Annotated in this window: 15 protein-coding genes and 1 riboswitch; of the genes, 3 read left to right on the top strand and 12 right to left on the bottom strand. The window is 38.9% G+C overall.

The features are described 5' to 3' along the window. Positions 1–50: 50 nt before the first annotated feature. Both JNUCC76_RS00625 and JNUCC76_RS00620 read right to left on the bottom strand, forming a co-directional pair. Positions 51–2204: an AAA family ATPase gene (locus JNUCC76_RS00625; RefSeq protein ID WP_454155003.1), complete on the bottom strand. Its 2154-nt coding sequence runs from the start codon at positions 2202–2204 to the stop codon at positions 51–53. Positions 2205–2260: 56 nt separating this feature from the next. Next, positions 2261–2485, bottom strand: coding sequence for a hypothetical protein (locus JNUCC76_RS00620; RefSeq protein WP_011679110.1), 225 nt, complete (start codon positions 2483–2485; stop codon positions 2261–2263). Between the two features lie 275 nt (positions 2486–2760). Between JNUCC76_RS00620 and JNUCC76_RS00615 the strand changes: the two genes are divergently transcribed. Next, on the top strand, positions 2761–3924 hold the full coding sequence (locus JNUCC76_RS00615; RefSeq protein WP_011679109.1) for an AbrB/MazE/SpoVT family DNA-binding domain-containing protein: 1164 nt from the start codon (positions 2761–2763) through the stop codon (positions 3922–3924). Between the two features lie 71 nt (positions 3925–3995). Then, positions 3996–5480 (top strand): 23S rRNA (uracil(1939)-C(5))-methyltransferase RlmD, encoded by a 1485-nt coding sequence (rlmD, locus tag JNUCC76_RS00610; protein WP_454155000.1) that lies wholly within the window; start codon positions 3996–3998, stop codon positions 5478–5480. A gap of 38 nt (positions 5481–5518) precedes the next feature. On the opposite strand, the gene adhE is transcribed toward rlmD, so the two are convergent. Both adhE and JNUCC76_RS00600 read right to left on the bottom strand, forming a co-directional pair. Continuing rightward, complete coding sequence (gene adhE, locus JNUCC76_RS00605) at positions 5519–8221, bottom strand: bifunctional acetaldehyde-CoA/alcohol dehydrogenase (protein ID WP_454154998.1); 2703 nt, start codon at positions 8219–8221, stop codon at positions 5519–5521. 232 nt (positions 8222–8453) lie between these two features. Beyond that, entirely contained in the window at positions 8454–9230 is a 777-nt protein-coding gene (locus JNUCC76_RS00600) for a (S)-acetoin forming diacetyl reductase (RefSeq protein ID WP_454154996.1), read from the bottom strand. 126 nt (positions 9231–9356) lie between these two features. On the opposite strand from JNUCC76_RS00600, the gene JNUCC76_RS00595 reads away from it, so the two are divergent. Next, a complete protein-coding gene (locus JNUCC76_RS00595) occupies positions 9357–10040 on the top strand; it encodes a DUF6198 family protein (protein WP_454154994.1) in 684 nt (227 codons plus the stop codon). 16 nt (positions 10041–10056) lie between these two features. Here the strand turns inward: JNUCC76_RS00595 and thiD are convergent, their stop codons facing one another. The 8 genes from thiD to JNUCC76_RS00555 all read right to left on the bottom strand — a co-directional run bounded on the left by thiD (position 10057) and on the right by JNUCC76_RS00555 (position 17135). Continuing rightward, positions 10057–10884, bottom strand: a complete 828-nt coding sequence (gene thiD / locus JNUCC76_RS00590) for a bifunctional hydroxymethylpyrimidine kinase/phosphomethylpyrimidine kinase (protein ID WP_454154992.1) — start codon at positions 10882–10884, stop codon at positions 10057–10059. Positions 10885–10923: 39 nt separating this feature from the next. Next, positions 10924–11481 (bottom strand): folate family ECF transporter S component, encoded by a 558-nt coding sequence (locus tag JNUCC76_RS00585; protein WP_454154990.1) that lies wholly within the window; start codon positions 11479–11481, stop codon positions 10924–10926. A 36-nt stretch (positions 11482–11517) separates the two neighbouring features. Continuing rightward, positions 11518–11649, bottom strand: a riboswitch (THF riboswitch). 117 nt (positions 11650–11766) lie between these two features. Continuing rightward, positions 11767–12309, bottom strand: a complete 543-nt coding sequence (locus tag JNUCC76_RS00580) for a hypothetical protein (protein WP_454154988.1) — start codon at positions 12307–12309, stop codon at positions 11767–11769. A gap of 89 nt (positions 12310–12398) precedes the next feature. Continuing rightward, complete coding sequence (locus JNUCC76_RS00575) at positions 12399–13910, bottom strand: peptide chain release factor 3 (protein WP_260355244.1); 1512 nt, start codon at positions 13908–13910, stop codon at positions 12399–12401. 118 nt (positions 13911–14028) lie between these two features. Continuing rightward, positions 14029–14811 carry an amino acid ABC transporter ATP-binding protein gene (locus JNUCC76_RS00570; protein WP_454154986.1) on the bottom strand — a complete coding sequence of 261 codons (783 nt, stop codon included), beginning with the start codon at positions 14809–14811 and terminating at the stop codon, positions 14029–14031. A 10-nt stretch (positions 14812–14821) separates the two neighbouring features. Further along, positions 14822–15532 (bottom strand): amino acid ABC transporter permease, encoded by a 711-nt coding sequence (locus JNUCC76_RS00565; RefSeq protein ID WP_260355246.1) that lies wholly within the window; start codon positions 15530–15532, stop codon positions 14822–14824. Next, positions 15529–16251, bottom strand: coding sequence for an amino acid ABC transporter permease (locus JNUCC76_RS00560; RefSeq protein WP_454154984.1), 723 nt, complete (start codon positions 16249–16251; stop codon positions 15529–15531). The genes JNUCC76_RS00565 and JNUCC76_RS00560 overlap by 4 nt, the downstream gene beginning before the upstream one ends. A 23-nt stretch (positions 16252–16274) precedes the next feature. Beyond that, positions 16275–17135 carry a transporter substrate-binding domain-containing protein gene (locus JNUCC76_RS00555; RefSeq protein WP_454154982.1) on the bottom strand — a complete coding sequence of 287 codons (861 nt, stop codon included), beginning with the start codon at positions 17133–17135 and terminating at the stop codon, positions 16275–16277. Positions 17136–17150: the final 15 nt, after the last annotated feature.

Genomic DNA, 17150 nt, shown 5'->3' with positions numbered 1-17150 from the left:
AAAGCAAAATAAAAACCACGTTCTGTACACGAACGTGGTTTTTTCAAACATTAGTTAGTAACCGCAGTCTTCTCAACAACAGCTGAGATGACCACTTTACCATCGACCAAATCTGCACTTAAGGCTTTTTCACCCGGATTATCCAAGTAGAAATCCGTTACTTGGTCACGAATTTGTTGCTCAATTACTCGACGTAATGGTCGTGCACCTAAGGCTTCATCATAACCATCTTCAATCAAGTGATCCTTAACTTCGTCAGACACGCGTAATGTCAACTCTTTCTTAGCCAATGTCTTATTGACATCATCTAACATCAAATCAACAATTTGCTTCAAATCATCCTTAGTCAACGTACTAAACTCGATTACACCGTTAAAGCGGTTCAAGAACTCTGGACGGAAGTATGGTGCCAATTTAGCCATCAAATCTTCATCTTTATCACTTGAGTTGTGTCCAAATCCAGCATTAGATGTTGCAATGATTACGGTGTTCTTAAAGTTAACAACATTTCCTTGACCATCTGTCAAACGTCCATCGTCCATCACTTGTAATAACAACGTTAGTACTTGTGGATTGGCCTTTTCAATTTCATCAAGGAGAATAATTGAATAAGGATTACGACGGACTTTTTCAGTTAGTGTGTTGCTATTATCATCATAGCCAACATACCCAGCAGTTGTACCAATTAACTTAGATACCGCCGTCAAATCCGAATACTCACTCATATCCAAACGAACAATGTTATCTTTGCTACCAAACATGTCCAAAGCTAGTTGCTTTGCTAACTCCGTCTTACCAACACCAGTTGGGCCGACGAACAGGAACGAACCAATTGGTCGGTTTCCTTCATCAAATCCCGCACGGTTACGACGAATGGCTTTAGCAACCATACTGACAGCTTCATCTTGACCAATAACTTTACCAGCCAAACGATCACCAATTGTCTTCAAACGTTCGATATCTGATGCACCCATCTGTGCCACAGGAATACCAGTCAAACGCTCCACGGATTCGGCTACATCGTTCGGCGTTGCCTCAACCTTTTTGGCTTCCTCCGCACTACCAATTCTCTTTTCCAAATCAGCAATTTGGTTCTTATACTTCAAAGCAGCCTCATAGTCTTCATCAGCAACAGCCTTTTCCTGCTTTGCCTTAATATCAGTCATTTGCTTTTCTAAGCTAACTTTGTCTGTCACTGGGTTTTTAGCTGACAGGTGAGCAGCTGTCATATCAAGTAAATCAATTGCCTTATCCGGTAATGAACGTTGTGGAATATATTGTACAGCGTAATCAACAGCTGCCTTCAACACGTTTTCAGGCAATGAAACATGGTGATGCTTTTCATACAACTTCGCAATTCCCTTCAAAATTTCAAGTGTATCTTTAGGTGATGGTGCATTCACAGTCACTTCATTAAAACGACGAGCTAGCGCAGCGTTCTTCATAATCGTGTTACGATACTCATCTTGCGTTGTCGCACCAATTACTGAAATTTCACCACGGCTCAAAGCTGGCTTAATAATATCAGCTAATCCTTTACCGCCATCTTCACCGCCTGTTGAACCAGCACCTAAAATTTGATGAATCTCGTCAAAGAACAGGATAACGTTGCCCGCTTGTTTAACTTCTTTCATTAGGTTCTGGATGTTTTCCTCAAAAGCACCACGGAATTGAGTACCAGCTTCAAGACTTGAGATATCGATACTGTAAATCTCCTTGTCCTTAATTGCTGCTGGGACATCCCCATTAACAATTGCTTGTGCCAAACCTTCAACCACCGCTGTCTTACCAACACCAGCATCTCCAACTAACACTGGATTGTTCTTTGTACGACGTCCTAAAATTTCAGCCGTTTCTTGAATTTCTTTGTTACGTCCAATAACTGGATCAAGCAAGCCATCGCGTGCCTCGTTCGTCAAGTTACGTCCAAGCTTTGCCAACATTCCTTCCGGCTTTACTTGTCCAGGTTGCCCAGATTGTTGCGCAACTGGCTGACCATTTGTAGCATTGGCTGCTTGAAGGCCTTGTGGTAGTTTTCCAGTTTGTTGATATTGAGCAAATTCTTCAGGTGAAACCTCACGACCGTTAATTAAATAACGTCGGTTCTCAGAGTTCATACCATTCATATTGCCCATCATATTATTAAAAATGTCATTCATGTCTGATCCAAATGGATCGTTATTAAAAAAATTATTGTTAGCCATAGTCTAAAATCTCCTTTTAGTTTTCTATGTGCTTGTGCTTACCCCAAGCACGTTTATCATTCATCAAAATAAAGTTTTTCTAATTCCCTCAGCACTTCCCACATTTGTTTATGTTGTACCTTAGCCAGAGCATCTAAATCACGCATGTTCAAGCTCGTGGCGTCCGATTGTGTTTTGTTAAACGATTTGTGTATCGTTGTGTATCCATAACCAGATTCCTTTGCTACGCGGTAAATTGTTAGTGAATTATCATCTAAGTAAGCCTTTATATCAAATCTCATTACTAATCGCCATCCTATTCAGTCTGACCTCGCACGCGATTGTGTACAAAGTCGTTAATAAAGTTTCTGCGTTTAATCATTTATCCACATCTCCTTTAACTCGAGAGGTATCTGAGTCACATCTGCTACTTTTTCTGTTCCTCTCTACGTTTATATTATAACACATATTTGATATAACACAAATGTGATATACCAAATATAAAATATTAAAAAATACTTGTTCTTTTCAATCTCCTTTTATGAACATGCTAAACTAGAATATATTGGAGAGAATTATGTCAAAAACACCGTATCAACTCACATTGCCTGATGAAATTGTTAGCGAGCTACATTTAAAACACAATCAACCACTAAATCTCACGCTTAGAAATGGCCAACTGATCATACAGCAGACAAATAATCCTAATGAACGTCAAACATTGTCGTTGCGACATTTTTTGATTCCTTCTATGGTGATGGCAATCATTTTCACAATTTATGCTGTGGAGGAAAAAATGTTTCGTATCCCTTTGGGTGGCGACAACTCTATTGCTAGTGCCGTCATTATGTTAAGTGAGATCAGCGGGATTTTCATGTTCCTTTTAATATATTTTCAGCAACAACGACAACAAATTGATAAGCTGCGGCGTAAAACCAGTTGGCGCGTCTTACCAGCTTTAACCGTAGCTTTTGCTATTATCTTAGCTTTTGTGACATCAGGATTCTTTTGGGCAATTAATTACTTATTTCAAACCGCATCGTTTGATTTATTCACGTCCATTGCGCTATTTACCATGTTTAATGGAATTATTAACTTTTTAATGATTTATTCAGCTTTATCAATCTCTACCCTATTTATTACCTCAATTTTTGTAATGACTATCATTGGCGGTGTACTAACAGCGATGGTTACAAATAGTTCGCGTATGTGGTGGCAATATAATCTAAGTTTTTTAGGAACTGATAATGCGCTGGACTCTTGGCAGTTTAACGCAACTTTAATTCTAGCTGGGTTAATCTGGTTGGCGTTAGTAGATTATCTATTCGTTCCTTTACAAAAAATTCTGCGCCATAACCGACGTCTTATTACATTGCGCATATTGCTAAATTTATCGGCTTTGTCATTAGCTGGTGTCGGTCTGTTTCCAAACAACGCTGGACGGCTTCATATTTTGCATGATCAAATGGCCAATTTTTTAATCTACTTTATTTTAATTATGATGTTGGGTAACCGTTGGTTACTACCCAATGCACCGCGTGAATTTGAAGCAACATCCTATATCATTTGTGCAATCCTAGTAACCAGTATGATTTTATTTCAATGGGTAGGTTATCTGTCTCTAACAACCTTCGAGATTGTTGCCTTCGTGTTGGCTTTAAGTTGGATATTGCTGCTGTTTCAAAACATTTATCGACTCTATTATCACACTTATCAAACATTTGTAGTCCCCATCTCCTGACTTTTCATGCTATCATGTTATGATGGTTACATAATAATGAACCTTGGGCATTGCAATGCAGAAAGATGAATATGACAGAACAAAACAAGCGACCGTATCAAAAAAGTCGCAACAATAACGGTAAAAAACCATATTATGGTAAAAATTTTGACCCGCGTAAGTCTGGCGCACCAAGAGGCAACACGAGTGAAGGTGTCAACGTACGTGTTGGCCAAAACTTCCCATTAACAATCAAACGCCTCGGTATTAATGGTGAAGGAATTGGCTACTTTAAACGTAAGATTGTATTTGTACCTGGCGCTTTACCTGATGAAGTGGCTGTTGTAAAGGTTACTGAAGTAGAACCAAAATATATCGCCGCTAAAGTCTTAAAAATACGTGAAAAATCTCCAGATAGAGTCAAACCGCTTGATGAATTCGCAAATAGTGTTGGTGGATTTGAGTTGGAGCATATGAATTATCCAGCACAATTACGCTTCAAAAAAGATGTACTCGTGCAATCGCTTGAAAAATTCCAACCAAAAGGCTGGTCTAATTATGACATACGTGACACAATCGGTATGGATCATCCGTATGAATACCGTAACAAAGCCCAATTCCCCGTTCGAAAAATTGGTGATGAATTAAGTGTAGGGATGTATAAACGCGGTAGTCATGAATTGGTTGATTTACCAGTTGTACATACACAGACCCCAGCCACGATGAAAGTTATGCGTATCGTTCGTGGATTACTCGATAAATTATCTGTCTCAATCTACAATGAAGATAAAAATCGTGGTACGGTAAAAACTATTGTTGCTCGTGTATCTCAGACAACCGGCGAAGTACAACTAACATTTATCACAAACACAGACGGGTTCCCTGGTGATACTGCATTGATTGAAGCAATCAATCAGGCTCTACCAGAAGTTCGTGGTATTTTTCAAAATTATAACCCCGGTCGTACTAGCCTCGTTTGGGGTGAAGAAACACTTAAGCTTTGGGGTAAGGACTACATCGAAGAAAAGGTACTCGGGAAAACATTCCAATTGTCACCACGTGCTTTCATGCAGTTAAATCATACGCAAATGTCCGTGGTTTATAATCAAGCCTTGGCAGCACTTGATTTGACGCACGCTGATAAACTAGTCGATGCATATGCTGGTGTAGGTACAATCGGTCTGTCCTTAGCTGACAAGGCTGGCGAAATTCGTGGTATGGAAATTATCCCCGAGGCAGTTGATGATGCCAATCAAAATGCTACTTTAAATCATATTAGTAATGCTCACTATGAAGTGGGCACGGCTGAAAAACTGTTCCCTAAGTGGCAAGCAGAAGGATGGATCGCTGATGCATTAGTTGTTGATCCACCACGCACAGGTTTAGACACTGCACTGCGTCGAGAAATTTTGCGCACACAACCTGAAAAGTTCGTGTATATTTCATGTAACGCCTCAACTTTAGCTCGTGATTTGGTTGATTTGTCAAAAGCTTACAAAGTTGATTACATTCAAAGTATTGACATGTTCCCACAAACTGCCCGTTGGGAGGGTGTTGTTAAATTGACAAAACGTTAAAAATAAAAAGACCTTACTTAGTTGTAAGGCCTTTTCTATTAGAACTGATCTTTCAATAATTGACGGATTTCTGCCAAGCTAGGTTGACGTGGATTTCCAGGTGTACACTGATCGTTGTAAACCAAATCAATCATCTTTTCCAAGCCGGCATCAAAATCGTGTTTTGAAACGCCGTTACCTGATAATGTTTGATTAACGCCAACAGATGTAGCCAACTTCTTGATTTCTGCAATCAATGCATCGACTAGTTGCTCATCTGTATCACCTTTTAAACCTAAGTAACGTGCAATATCTGCATAATCTTTTTGTGCGGTGTATGTTTCGTAACGTGGGTATGGTGTGCGCTTTACATTTCCTGTTACCGCATTAAACTTAATTACATGTGGCATTGCAATAGCGATAGCCATACCATGTGGCAAACCAAATTCTCCACCTGTCTTGTGTGCTAGTGAGTGGTTAAGTCCTAAGAAAGCATTCGCAAATGACATACCTGCCAACGTTGAAGCATAGTGCATCTTTGTACGAGCATTCTGACCCTCTTTAGTTGGATTCTTAGGATCATAATTGTATGAGTTTGTTAAGTTATCAAAGATTAACTTAATGGCTTGTAATGCCCAAGGGCGTGTAAACTCTGAGGCCATTACTGAAACATATGATTCCAAAGCATGTGACAAAGCATCTAATCCGGACCATGATACTGTACGTTTTGGCACAGTCATAACAAATTCTGGATCAACAATAGCAACTTCCGGTGTCAATTCATAATCGGCTAATGGATACTTTACATGTGTTTCATCATCTGTAATAACGGCAAATGGTGTTACTTCTGATCCGGTACCTGAAGTTGTTGGAATCGCAACCATCTGTGTCAAACGCGCATGATAGAATTTAACAATTCGCTTACGGATATCCATAAACTTTTGTTGTAGTTCTAGGAACAAATCCTTAATGGCTTCATTATCTTCTAAAATACCTTCATGGCGTGTTGAGTATTCATACAAGAAACGACCAATCTTACCGGCATCAAGCGCTGAACCACCCCCCAGTAAAATAACTGTATCTGGTTTGAAGTCTGCCATTTGGCGAGCAATCTCAACAGCTTGTGACAAAGTTGGGTCAGGCTTAACTGAACCGTAGATATTTGTTTCAACCTGTTCTTGACGTAACTCAAGTTGGCCTAGCACTCTACCGACAAATCCGAACTGAACCATACCAGGATCAGCGACAATAAATGCACGGTTTACAGTAGGCAAATCTTGTAAATAAGTAATGGCGTTGGCTTCGTAGTAAACTTCCTTAGGTAAACGAACCCATTGAGGACGATTACGGCGGCGAGCCACGGTCTTAATATTAAGTAAGTCGTATGTTGATAAGTTATGAGACAATGAATTCTTCCCCCATGATCCGGTACCAAGTGTCAACGATGGACGCATAGCATCTGTATAAATATCTCCAACACCACCGATTGAGTCAGGTTGGTTAACCAAAATTCGTGAAGCACCGATAGCATCAGCGTATTCTTTAATGAATGGATCATCTTGTGAGCCAATTTGAATTGCTGCGTTGTGTCCTGCGCCTTGATAGTTTAATAATGATTGAACCGTCTCAATAGCTTCTTCACGTTTCTCAACTTTATAAATTGAAAGTAATGGCGATAACTTTTCAGAAGATAACGCTTCACCTATGTTCTTCTGATCTAATTCGAACAAAAGTACATCTTTACCATCAGGAATCTTTACGCCAGCTTGTTCAGCAATCCAGCGACCTGACATACCAGCAACAGGGCCAGCAATACCAAATCCCTCTGCGTTAGGCTTAAAGACATAATCAGCAATTTTCTTGTAGTCTTTCTTAGGAACAAGATATGCACCTTGTTCTTGTAACTTAGTTAAAATTTCGTCATAGATTGGTGCTTGGATAACGGCTGAATTTTCTGTGGCACAAATCATGCCGTTATCGAAACGCTTTGATAACAACAAGTCAGACACGGCACGATCTGTGTCAACAGTTGCATCAATATAAACTGCACCATTTCCAGCCCCAACACCCATTGATGGATTTCCTGACTTCAAAGCTGCATTAACCATCGATGGTCCACCAGTAGCTAAAATTGAAGCAATATGAGGATTTTGTATCAACGCACTTGTTGCATATAGTGAAGGCTTTTCAATCCATTGGATAAAGTTCTCCGGTGCGCCTGCTTTAACCGCAGCATCATAAACAATTTGTGCAGCAAGCACTGATGACTTTTGTGCTTGAGGATGGAAAGCAAAGATAATCGTGTTACGCGTTTTTGCTGTCAACATTGATTTAAAAATAGTTGTCGATGTTGGATTTGTAGTTGGAACAATTCCTGCCAAAACACCTAGTGGCGCTGCTAGTTCAACTTTCCCTTGAATCTTATCTTCACTAATGACACCAACCGTTTTATCAAATTTAATAGCGTTGTAAACAGACTCTGATGCAAAACGGTTTTTCGTATCCTTGTCTTCTACAACACCACGACCCGTTTCATCATGAGCAGCGTGGGCTAATAGCAGTGAATTTTCTGAACCAGCTAAAGCCATAGCTGCAACAATTTTATCAACTTGTTCTTGAGAAAATGTTGAAAATTCAGCTAATGCTTTTTGTGATTTTTCTACCAAACCCTCGGTCATTTTCTCAGCTTGTGTCTGTAGTTCCGCTTTTTCTTCAGGTGTCAAAACCTTTTTTGCGGGCTTTTTTGCAATTGCTTCTGCCATAATTTTATGCTCCTTTACTTGCTCATTTATTAACAATATAAGTATATATCATCTACTGTAAAAAAGCAACTATATTTAAAAAAGTTTCCAAAATGCTGTTTTAACAACGTTTGGAAACGCTAACATTATCATAGATCAATTGTATAGTAAATCACATAAACGCCATTTTGAAAACAAAAAAGTATCCCAAATTAAATATGTGGGATACTTTTTTGTTTACTTTGAATACTTATTAACTAAATACCATACCGCCATCGACAATCAATGTTTGTCCAGTGACATAGTTTGAATCTTCACTTGAAAGGAAAGAGACGACATTAGCAACGTCTTCTGGTTCACTCAAACGTCCCATAGCGATTCCTTCAGAGAATTGTGCCATGCCCCACTCATCGTCTTTGCCAGCATTTACACTAACCTCATGAGCGATATCTTCCATCATTGGTGTCTTAACAATTCCAGGCGCAAATGCATTTACTGTAATACCAAACTCTGCTAATTCTCTAGCTGTTGTTTGTGTAATACCACGAATAGCAAACTTTGTTGATCCATAGGCAGTTAAATTAGCGTTACCTTGAACACCAGCTTGAGATGTTGCATTAATAATTTTGCCACCATGACCAAATTCTTTGAATGCGTCTACTGCTGCCTGAGTTCCCCAAACAATACCATTTACGTTAATGCCCCACGTCCAGTTCATGTCGTCTTCTGTGACAGACATGATTGGTGTCGTAGGAGCAACACCAGCATTATTAACAATTACATCAAAACCGTTAAACTTTTCTTTTGTTTCTTTAACAGCCGCAAAAACTTCATCACGCTTTGCTACGTCAGCCTTAATAGCAATGGCTTCACCACCATTTTTATTAATTTCATCAGCTACTTTTTGTACTTTTTCAATATGACGTCCAACTAAGGCAACCTTAAACCCATCTTTTGACAATCGTTCTGCGATTGCCTGTCCAATTCCTTGCCCAGCTCCAGTTACTAAAGCGACTTTATTTTCTGACATTGTTTTTTTCCTCACAATTTTCTAATGCATATATTCTATACCTTAATTGTGATTTTGTAAACTATCTTTAAGCACCTTTCTTAATGCTATAATAAGAAGATAATCAACTAAGGAAAAAAATACACAATGTACTATATAGATGGTCAATTTTATCAACTGGGATACAAACAAAAAATTAGTTTCTTTTTTATCTCTTTAATCATTAACTCATTTGGTAATGGATTAAGCGTAGCTAGCGCCATGGGTTCAGCCCCATGGACCGCTAGCGCCGCTAACCTATCTAATACCACTGGCTGGCAAATTAGTATCTTTTTAGCTATTACAGCTATTTCTGTGGCTTTCTTAAATATGTGGTTAGCCATGCGTATCAATTGGTTGCGATTACTTGGTAATATTTTCTTCGGTATGGCATTTAGTATTTTAGTTGGTGTATTCGCCAATTACTTTATCTCGTTAGGCATTCGTGAACTTAGTTGGTGGTGGCGCATTCCTCTTGACCTGTTTGGAATTTGGACAATTGGTGTGGCCATTTCCATATACCAGCGTGTCAATTGGATTCTTCACCCCTTAGATGATCTGACGAATATCTTACGCTTTGATTATTTCCGTGGCAATGCTAGTAAAGCTCAAATGAGTAATTTCGCTGTTGCAATTGGTATTTCGATTATTTGTCTCATCATTAGCCATCAAATCGTGGCGCTCGGTATTGGTACTGTCATGTCCTTCCTTTTACAGGGACGTAACATCGCTTGGGCGGATCGTCATATTTTCAAACGACTTGTTCATGGTGATATCACCGGTGCATCATAACAAAAAAGAAGACAAATTATTTGTCTTCTTTTTTGTTATAGTCTTGAGCTGCCCAGTGATTAATTGGTCCAAACTTATGTCCAACAGCAATTTCATGTTCAATCGCTGTTGCCGTCACATCGTGGGCAATGCGAATAGCTGTAGCAACGTCTTTCCCCTTAGCAATTTCAGCGGCAATGGCAGCGCTTAAAGTGTCCCCAGTACCATTAATATGTGTAGTATCAAAATACGGGTGCCTTAACCAAAAATCAGAGCCATCCGCGAGAAGAACATAGTCAGCAACCTCATTTTGGTTATCTTGATTATGCCATCCTTTGACAATAACATTTTGGACACCCAGAGATTGAATATCTTTTGCAGCAACTGCCTGTTGCTGTTCATTATCAATAATACGTCCAGTTATCAACTGTGCCTCAAAAAAGTTCGGAGTTGCAACTGTTGCAAGTGGTAGAAGTTTTTCTTTTAGTGCCTCAAAGGCCGCTGCCTCTAACAACTGGGCACCATGTTTTGTTGTTATTACCGGATCAACTACTAAGGGACCAAAGTCAAACTTTTTATAAGCTTTTACCACTGCTTCAATTAAACTAGCATCTGATAACATTCCTGTCTTACTTGCACGAACTTTAAAATCGTCAGCAAGAACCTCAAACTGTTTGTCAATAAAGTGTAGCGGCAATGTTTCCGCAGCATGAATACCATATGAGTTTCCAGCCACAGCAGCAACTAACACACTCATACCGTATGTTTTTCTAATGAAAAATGTATGTAAATCTGCTTGCATACCTGCGGATCCATCTGAATCAGAACCTGCTATTGTTAAAACTTGTGGAAATTCATTTACCATATTAAAACCCCTGCTTTCAAAAAAAACAGCCTAAGCTGTTTAACTAAAAATCTTTTTCGTGGTGTGACTAATAACCTGATTATTCAAAAGGAAATACGAAATACCTACTTGAATGGGAAACATAATTAAATTCTTAATGACACGTGGTGTAATAAAGGCTAAAAATGAAGGCCAATCGTGTGCTGTATGATACATCATAACCAACCAAATTGAATTTAAACCAATATTAGCAATTAATAATACCAACCCTACGGCAACACTTACTCGCCACCAGCTTGTTTTGTCGTGCTTGAAATAAGCCAGTGAATAAATTAGCGCACTAATCATTGCTGTAAAAGTGAATCCCAAAAAGAATGCACCAGGATTAATAATTGTTGCGCCGATAATGTCTAGTATTGCCGCAATTAACATAGACCACAACGGGCCATACCATTTAGCAATAAGAGACATTGTTACGAATGCAAAGCTTACTTGAAGTACATTAGTACCGACTGTCAGCCTGCTCAGCACCATGTGAAGTGCCATCAACATCGCCAATAAAACAAATTGACGCGTATCTAGTTTTGGGAAAACCCACGTTCGCGCTGTATTTTCCATGCTATAGAACCTCCGAGTGGAGCGTTCACCTTATATAGTGGTGAATGTGACTGATGCACCGCACAAACATTCATTGCTAATACGAAAAACGATTAGCTAATTAGTTTGTTTCGTCAGCGGCTCACATTCCGTCTCCGCTGCACTTAACGCGCATCAATCTACCCCGATTTTATTTGTCTTATCGACCCAAACATTGTACCACAAAAAAAAACGAACGTTAACGATAATGCTTACAAAACGTTCGCTAAATTAGCTAAATATACTATTCATCCGCCGCTATATTCACTATTCTGGTAGTATTATTTGAGTAGATGGCCCTTTTTGTTCGGATTGTTCAGGTTGCTCTTGTACTAGAAAACTTGGGTAAAGTGTCAAAGATTTTTCTTCAAATCCAACAACAGAAGATCCGAGAACACGTGTGACTAATTCCAACAATCTTTCTTCGAAAAGATCCTTATCAATTTCCTCAATTTCAGGCTTCAAAGACTGTTGGTACATGTTCATGTGTAAGTTGGGAACCAATGCATATTCACGGCCAATTAAGCCAGCCCATTCCTCAAACAATTCATTGGGAATTTCTTCCTCTTCAGCATGCGCCAAGGGCATAAAGTTAACGCTAAATGTGTTAACCGACTCTCCTTCCTCATCAAACTGTTCCTGTGTTATTTCACCATTCGTTAATTCTTTAGCATATTCAAAGTCAAAAGCTCGCCGTTCGTCAAAAATATGAATAAAACCAGCAGTTGCTTGTGTAGCATCATTTGAATCAACAACACGCAAAATACGTTCGCGTTGGCCATTAAAAAGTTGTTGTGTATAATATGACATGATTTTCTCCAATATTCTTGTTACTATATTCTAACATATTACGATATTAAAAAAGAACGTCCACAGACGTTCCAATATGCTTGGTATTTTTACATTTTTTCTTCTAATTCGACATCAGGGTATTTATCGTGGAACCAATTCAAGGCGAATTTATTCTCAAATAAGAATACTGGCTCATCATACCGATCTTTTACTAGTAAATTACGTGATGAACTCATTTTCTCATCTAATTGTTCTGGCTTTATCCAGCGAGCAACTTTGGAACCAATGGGTTCAAATTGAATTTCAACATTATATTCGTTTTCCATACGGAACTGGAACACTTCAAATTGCAATTGTCCAACAGCGCCAATAATGTAGTCGCCACCATTCCATGATTTATAAAGTTGAATAGTTCCTTCTTGAACGAGTTGTTCAATCCCTTTATGATATGATTTTTGCTTCATTACATCCTTGGCAACCACACGGTTAAACAATTCAGGTGTAAATGTTGGCAAATCAGGGAACTGTATAGATTTCTTTCCAGAATAGATTGTATCACCAATTTGGAAATTTCCTGTATCATAGACACCAATAATATCACCAGGAACTGCTGTCTGGACGTTTTCACGTTCTTCAGCCATAAATTGTGTAACGTTCGAGAGCTTTAATTTCTTGCCATTCCGTTGTAATAACACATCCATACCGCGATTAAACTCACCACTCACAATTCGTACAAACGCAATACGATCACGATGTCTGGGATCCATGTTGGCCTGTATCTTAAATACAAAACCACTGAACTGCGCATCTTCTGGATTGATTGTTTTATCATCAACTGTTGTCATTGCTGCTGGGGCTGGGGCATACGTCAAATATTCACGTAAGAATTCTGTTACACCAAAATTAACCAACGCTGAGCCAAAGAATACTTGTGTCAATTGCCCATGAGCAATTTTATCCTCATCAAATGGATTACCCGCGTCACGCAATAATTCAATTTCGTCCATCGCCTCATCGACAATCTCGGAGTGAGTTGTGGCATTCTTAAAGGGCACAAGTTGGTCAGCCTGCAAATCATAAATGCCTTGCAGAACCTGCCCGGAGCCGACTGGCCAATTCATTGGGTAAGCTTGAATTCCTAATACAGTTTCGAGCTCGTCAACCAAATCAAGTGCTGGGCGAGCGTCACGATCAATTTTGTTAAAGAACGTAAAGACTGGTATTCCCCGTTGTGAGACAATTTCAAATAACTTTTTAGTCTGTGGCTCAATACCCTTGGCGGCATCGACTACCATGACTACTGAATCCACAGCCATCAAAGTACGATAAGTATCTTCTGAAAAGTCCTCGTGCCCTGGTGTATCCAAAATATTGATTCGTTTACCTTCATAGTCAAACTGCAATACAGATGACGTTACTGAAATACCACGTTGCTGCTCAATCGCCATCCAATCAGATGAGGCTAATTTGTTCGACCCACGGCCTTTAACTGTTCCGGCTTCACGAATCACCCCACCATGCAACAATAATTGCTCAGTTAAGGTTGTTTTACCAGCATCGGGATGGGAGATAATCGCAAAAGTACGTCGGTTTTTTAGTTGTTCTTGAAAGTTTTCCATAATATCTAGTTTACCTGAAAAACAAGCCGATCGCTAGTAACCAGTTAAATATTTTTATCTGTTTCACGTGAAACACTTTCTGCTAGATGCTTCTGCAAGTCTAAAAAATGCGCTTAACTTATTTTTGATTAGCCTTTTCATACTCAAAACTATTGTCAGCAACATTGGCAGCGCTAATACGACTTAAAAATTCCTTCAAACGTGGCGACTTAGGATTATCAAAAAATTCAATAGGTTCATTTTCCTCTACAACTAAACCTTTATCCATAAAAACTACTTTGTCAGCCACATCACGAGCAAAAGCCATCTCATGAGTAACGACAATCATCGTTTTCCCTTCATCAGCTAGTTGTTTAATCACCTGCAAAACATCCGCCACTAACTCAGGATCTAACGCGCTCGTCGGCTCATCCAACAAAATAATCTCCGGATTTAAAGCTGCTGCTCTAGCAATTCCTACTCGCTGGGCTTGTCCACCAGATAATTGACTTGGATAATGATTTGCAAATTCCAATAAACCTACTTTTTGTAGGGCTTCCTGCGCTTTTTTTCGAGCTATTTCTTTTGGCTCCTTATGCCCAATAATCAAACCTTCTTCGACATTTTGTATAGCCGTCTTATTAGCAAACAAATTGAAATTTTGAAAAACGAAACCCATTTTTTGTCGCAACTTTTTAATATCAATAGGCGTTGCTGATTCAATACTTATTTTTTGATCATCAAATTCTATAACACCAGAATCTCCTGGTGTTAGAAAAGCTAACCCTCTTAAAAACGTAGTCTTACCAGATCCTGATGGCCCAAGTAATGCCACTACATCCCCTTGGTTAACTTCAATATCAATTCCTTTCAATACTTCATGTTCATGATACTTTTTTCTGAAATTTCTGACTTTTAACATGCTGTTCTCCCTATGCAACTGTTCCTCGTAGCTTATGTCGACCTAAGTAACGTTCCAGATATTTAAAAATAATTTGCAGTATTGTTCCTAGGATAAAATAAATTATAAAGATATCAATATACGCTTCCGTGTAATCATAAGTATACGAGGCTGCTGTTTTAGCAACTGCCGTTACTTCTTGAACCGTCATCATAAACGCAAGCGATGTGCCCTTTAAAATGTTTAACGTTAAATTACCAATGTTAGGCACAGCAGAAACCAATGCTTGCGGGATAATAATACGATAATAAGCTTGTATTGGCGTCAGCCCAACCATTAAAGCTGCCTCTTTTTGTCCAGGATCAATCGTCAAAATTGCTGATCGAAATACTTCCGATAAATTTGCAACTGCAATTAAAGCAAAAACAATAATGGCATAAATAATGGGATTAGTGTCAAACACCGTGACATGCCAGTGTAGTTTTTGGTTAATTAGGACATTCAACAAGCTTGGTAATGTACTATAGAACAGTAAAATCAGTAACACCATCGGCGTGGCTCGCATAAGCGATGTGTATGCGACAACAAGCGGATAAAGTATACGAATCTTTCTAATTTTAATCCATGCCAGTAAAAAGCCAAGCGGCAAACCAATGAGCAATGACGCACCGGTGATTAATAGTGTTATTGGCACAGCTTTTATAGCCGACCAAAAAGTTTGAATTAAAAATGGTACATTCATGCGACAACCTCCGCAGGATTTGATGCAATTGCACGGCTTTTTCCAAAATATCTCTCTAAATACTTCGCACCTTGCTCAATGATTACAAATAAAAGCCAATAAATAATTGCCAACGCTAAATATGTCTCAAGTGAGTGGTGTCCAAAATTCCTAGAAATCAGATTGTCACCTGCGCCCATCATGTCTAATAATCCAATGGCATATGCCAAAGCTGCATCTTTAATTAATGCGGCGATGGTATTTGCGAAATTGGGTAAGGCGACTACGATTGTTTGTGGTAGGGTTATACGATAAAATGTCTGCCATTCTGATAAGCCTACCATCAATGCCGCTTCACGTTGTCCAGTGTTCACAGATAAATAAGCAGATTTAAACACTTCTGCTAAATTTGACGCAAACAGTAAGGATAACGCGATAATGACGAAAATCGATTTTTGCCAATCATTGATATTAATATTCAGGGATAGTAATAATAATTTAGGTAACCCATAAAAAATTAAAAACAATAAAACGATGGGTGGCGTTGAGCGCAGTACAAAAACATAACCTTGTGACAAGGTTCTCCATATTGGTGATCGACTAAGCTGCCCACTAGCCACTAAGGCCCCTAATAGGGAACTAAAAATTATTGATGTAACAATGATGAGTAGCGTAACTGGAAAATAAGGTAGCACCTCACCAAAAACCGATAGGAAAAATTTGAAACTAAATGGTGGCATCTTAACTCCTTAATTCTGAAACTTTATTTATCACCGACAAAGTCCCAAACATTTTCTTTGAAATACTTTTGTGACAACTTTTCCAACGTGCCGTTCTTCTGTAGTTTCTTGATAGCTTGGTCATATTCTTTCGAGAAATTAGAGTTGTCTTTATTGGCACGACTGATAATTGGATAAGTCTTAATGCCCTTATAGGGTATGTAGGCCAATTTGTCAGCTGAACTATGGTAAGCTCCACTGCTCTTAACAACTGAATTTTGGTAATTTACCTTCACATCAAAGTAAGCATCATATCGGCCTTCCAGCACCCAGTTATATGCATCACCAACAGTAAATTGATCAGCTGATTTTAATGTGATTTTTTCGTTAGGGTGTTTTTTGTTCCACTCCTGTACTACTGCGTATTGACCATTCTGTGGTGAAATTGGCACCAACTTACCTGACTTTTTAGCAAACTCGGCAAATGACTTATAGTTATCATCTTTTCGATAAGTGATTCCTATGATAGACGCACCAACAGCTTGCTTGGGTAAGATGTACTTTTTGGCACGTTCTTTTGTCCACCAAGCACCCTTCACCCCAACATCATATTTCCCTGAATCTAAGCCAACTAATAAATCTTCATCTGATGTTGGGTGATACTTAAACTTATAATCAGGCAATAGCTTATCAACGGCTTTCAAAACATCAACTTCATATCCTTTTGATACACCGTTTTTCACATAATCATATGGCACATAGTTTTGTGTATGTGCCACATTAATTGTTCTTACTTTTTTGGTTGCCGCCTTGTTGCTGTCTGCATTAAGATGACGTATAGTCAAACCACCACCAATAACGACAACGGCTACCGCAGCGGTAACAATCCCTTTTTTATTTACCATTCTCTCTTCTCCTCA

This window comes from Leuconostoc sp. JNUCC 76, assembly GCF_053667755.1.
This window is presented reverse-complemented; position numbering and strand designations above follow the sequence as displayed.

Coding starts and splice junctions, on each gene's coding strand:
- JNUCC76_RS00625 (WP_454155003.1), bottom strand. CDS start 2,204: ATGGCTAACAATAATTTTTTTAATAACGATCCATTTGGATCAGACATG.
- JNUCC76_RS00595 (WP_454154994.1), top strand. CDS start 9,357: ATGTACTATATAGATGGTCAATTTTATCAACTGGGATACAAACAAAAA.
- JNUCC76_RS00585 (WP_454154990.1), bottom strand. CDS start 11,481: ATGGAAAATACAGCGCGAACGTGGGTTTTCCCAAAACTAGATACGCGT.
- JNUCC76_RS00620 (WP_011679110.1), bottom strand. CDS start 2,485: ATGAGATTTGATATAAAGGCTTACTTAGATGATAATTCACTAACAATT.
- rlmD (WP_454155000.1), top strand. CDS start 3,996: ATGACAGAACAAAACAAGCGACCGTATCAAAAAAGTCGCAACAATAAC.
- JNUCC76_RS00600 (WP_454154996.1), bottom strand. CDS start 9,230: ATGTCAGAAAATAAAGTCGCTTTAGTAACTGGAGCTGGGCAAGGAATT.
- JNUCC76_RS00565 (WP_260355246.1), bottom strand. CDS start 15,532: ATGAATGTACCATTTTTAATTCAAACTTTTTGGTCGGCTATAAAAGCT.
- JNUCC76_RS00555 (WP_454154982.1), bottom strand. CDS start 17,135: ATGGTAAATAAAAAAGGGATTGTTACCGCTGCGGTAGCCGTTGTCGTT.
- JNUCC76_RS00580 (WP_454154988.1), bottom strand. CDS start 12,309: ATGTCATATTATACACAACAACTTTTTAATGGCCAACGCGAACGTATT.
- JNUCC76_RS00575 (WP_260355244.1), bottom strand. CDS start 13,910: ATGGAAAACTTTCAAGAACAACTAAAAAACCGACGTACTTTTGCGATT.
- JNUCC76_RS00615 (WP_011679109.1), top strand. CDS start 2,761: ATGTCAAAAACACCGTATCAACTCACATTGCCTGATGAAATTGTTAGC.
- JNUCC76_RS00570 (WP_454154986.1), bottom strand. CDS start 14,811: ATGTTAAAAGTCAGAAATTTCAGAAAAAAGTATCATGAACATGAAGTA.
- JNUCC76_RS00560 (WP_454154984.1), bottom strand. CDS start 16,251: ATGCCACCATTTAGTTTCAAATTTTTCCTATCGGTTTTTGGTGAGGTG.
- adhE (WP_454154998.1), bottom strand. CDS start 8,221: ATGGCAGAAGCAATTGCAAAAAAGCCCGCAAAAAAGGTTTTGACACCT.
- thiD (WP_454154992.1), bottom strand. CDS start 10,884: ATGGTAAATGAATTTCCACAAGTTTTAACAATAGCAGGTTCTGATTCA.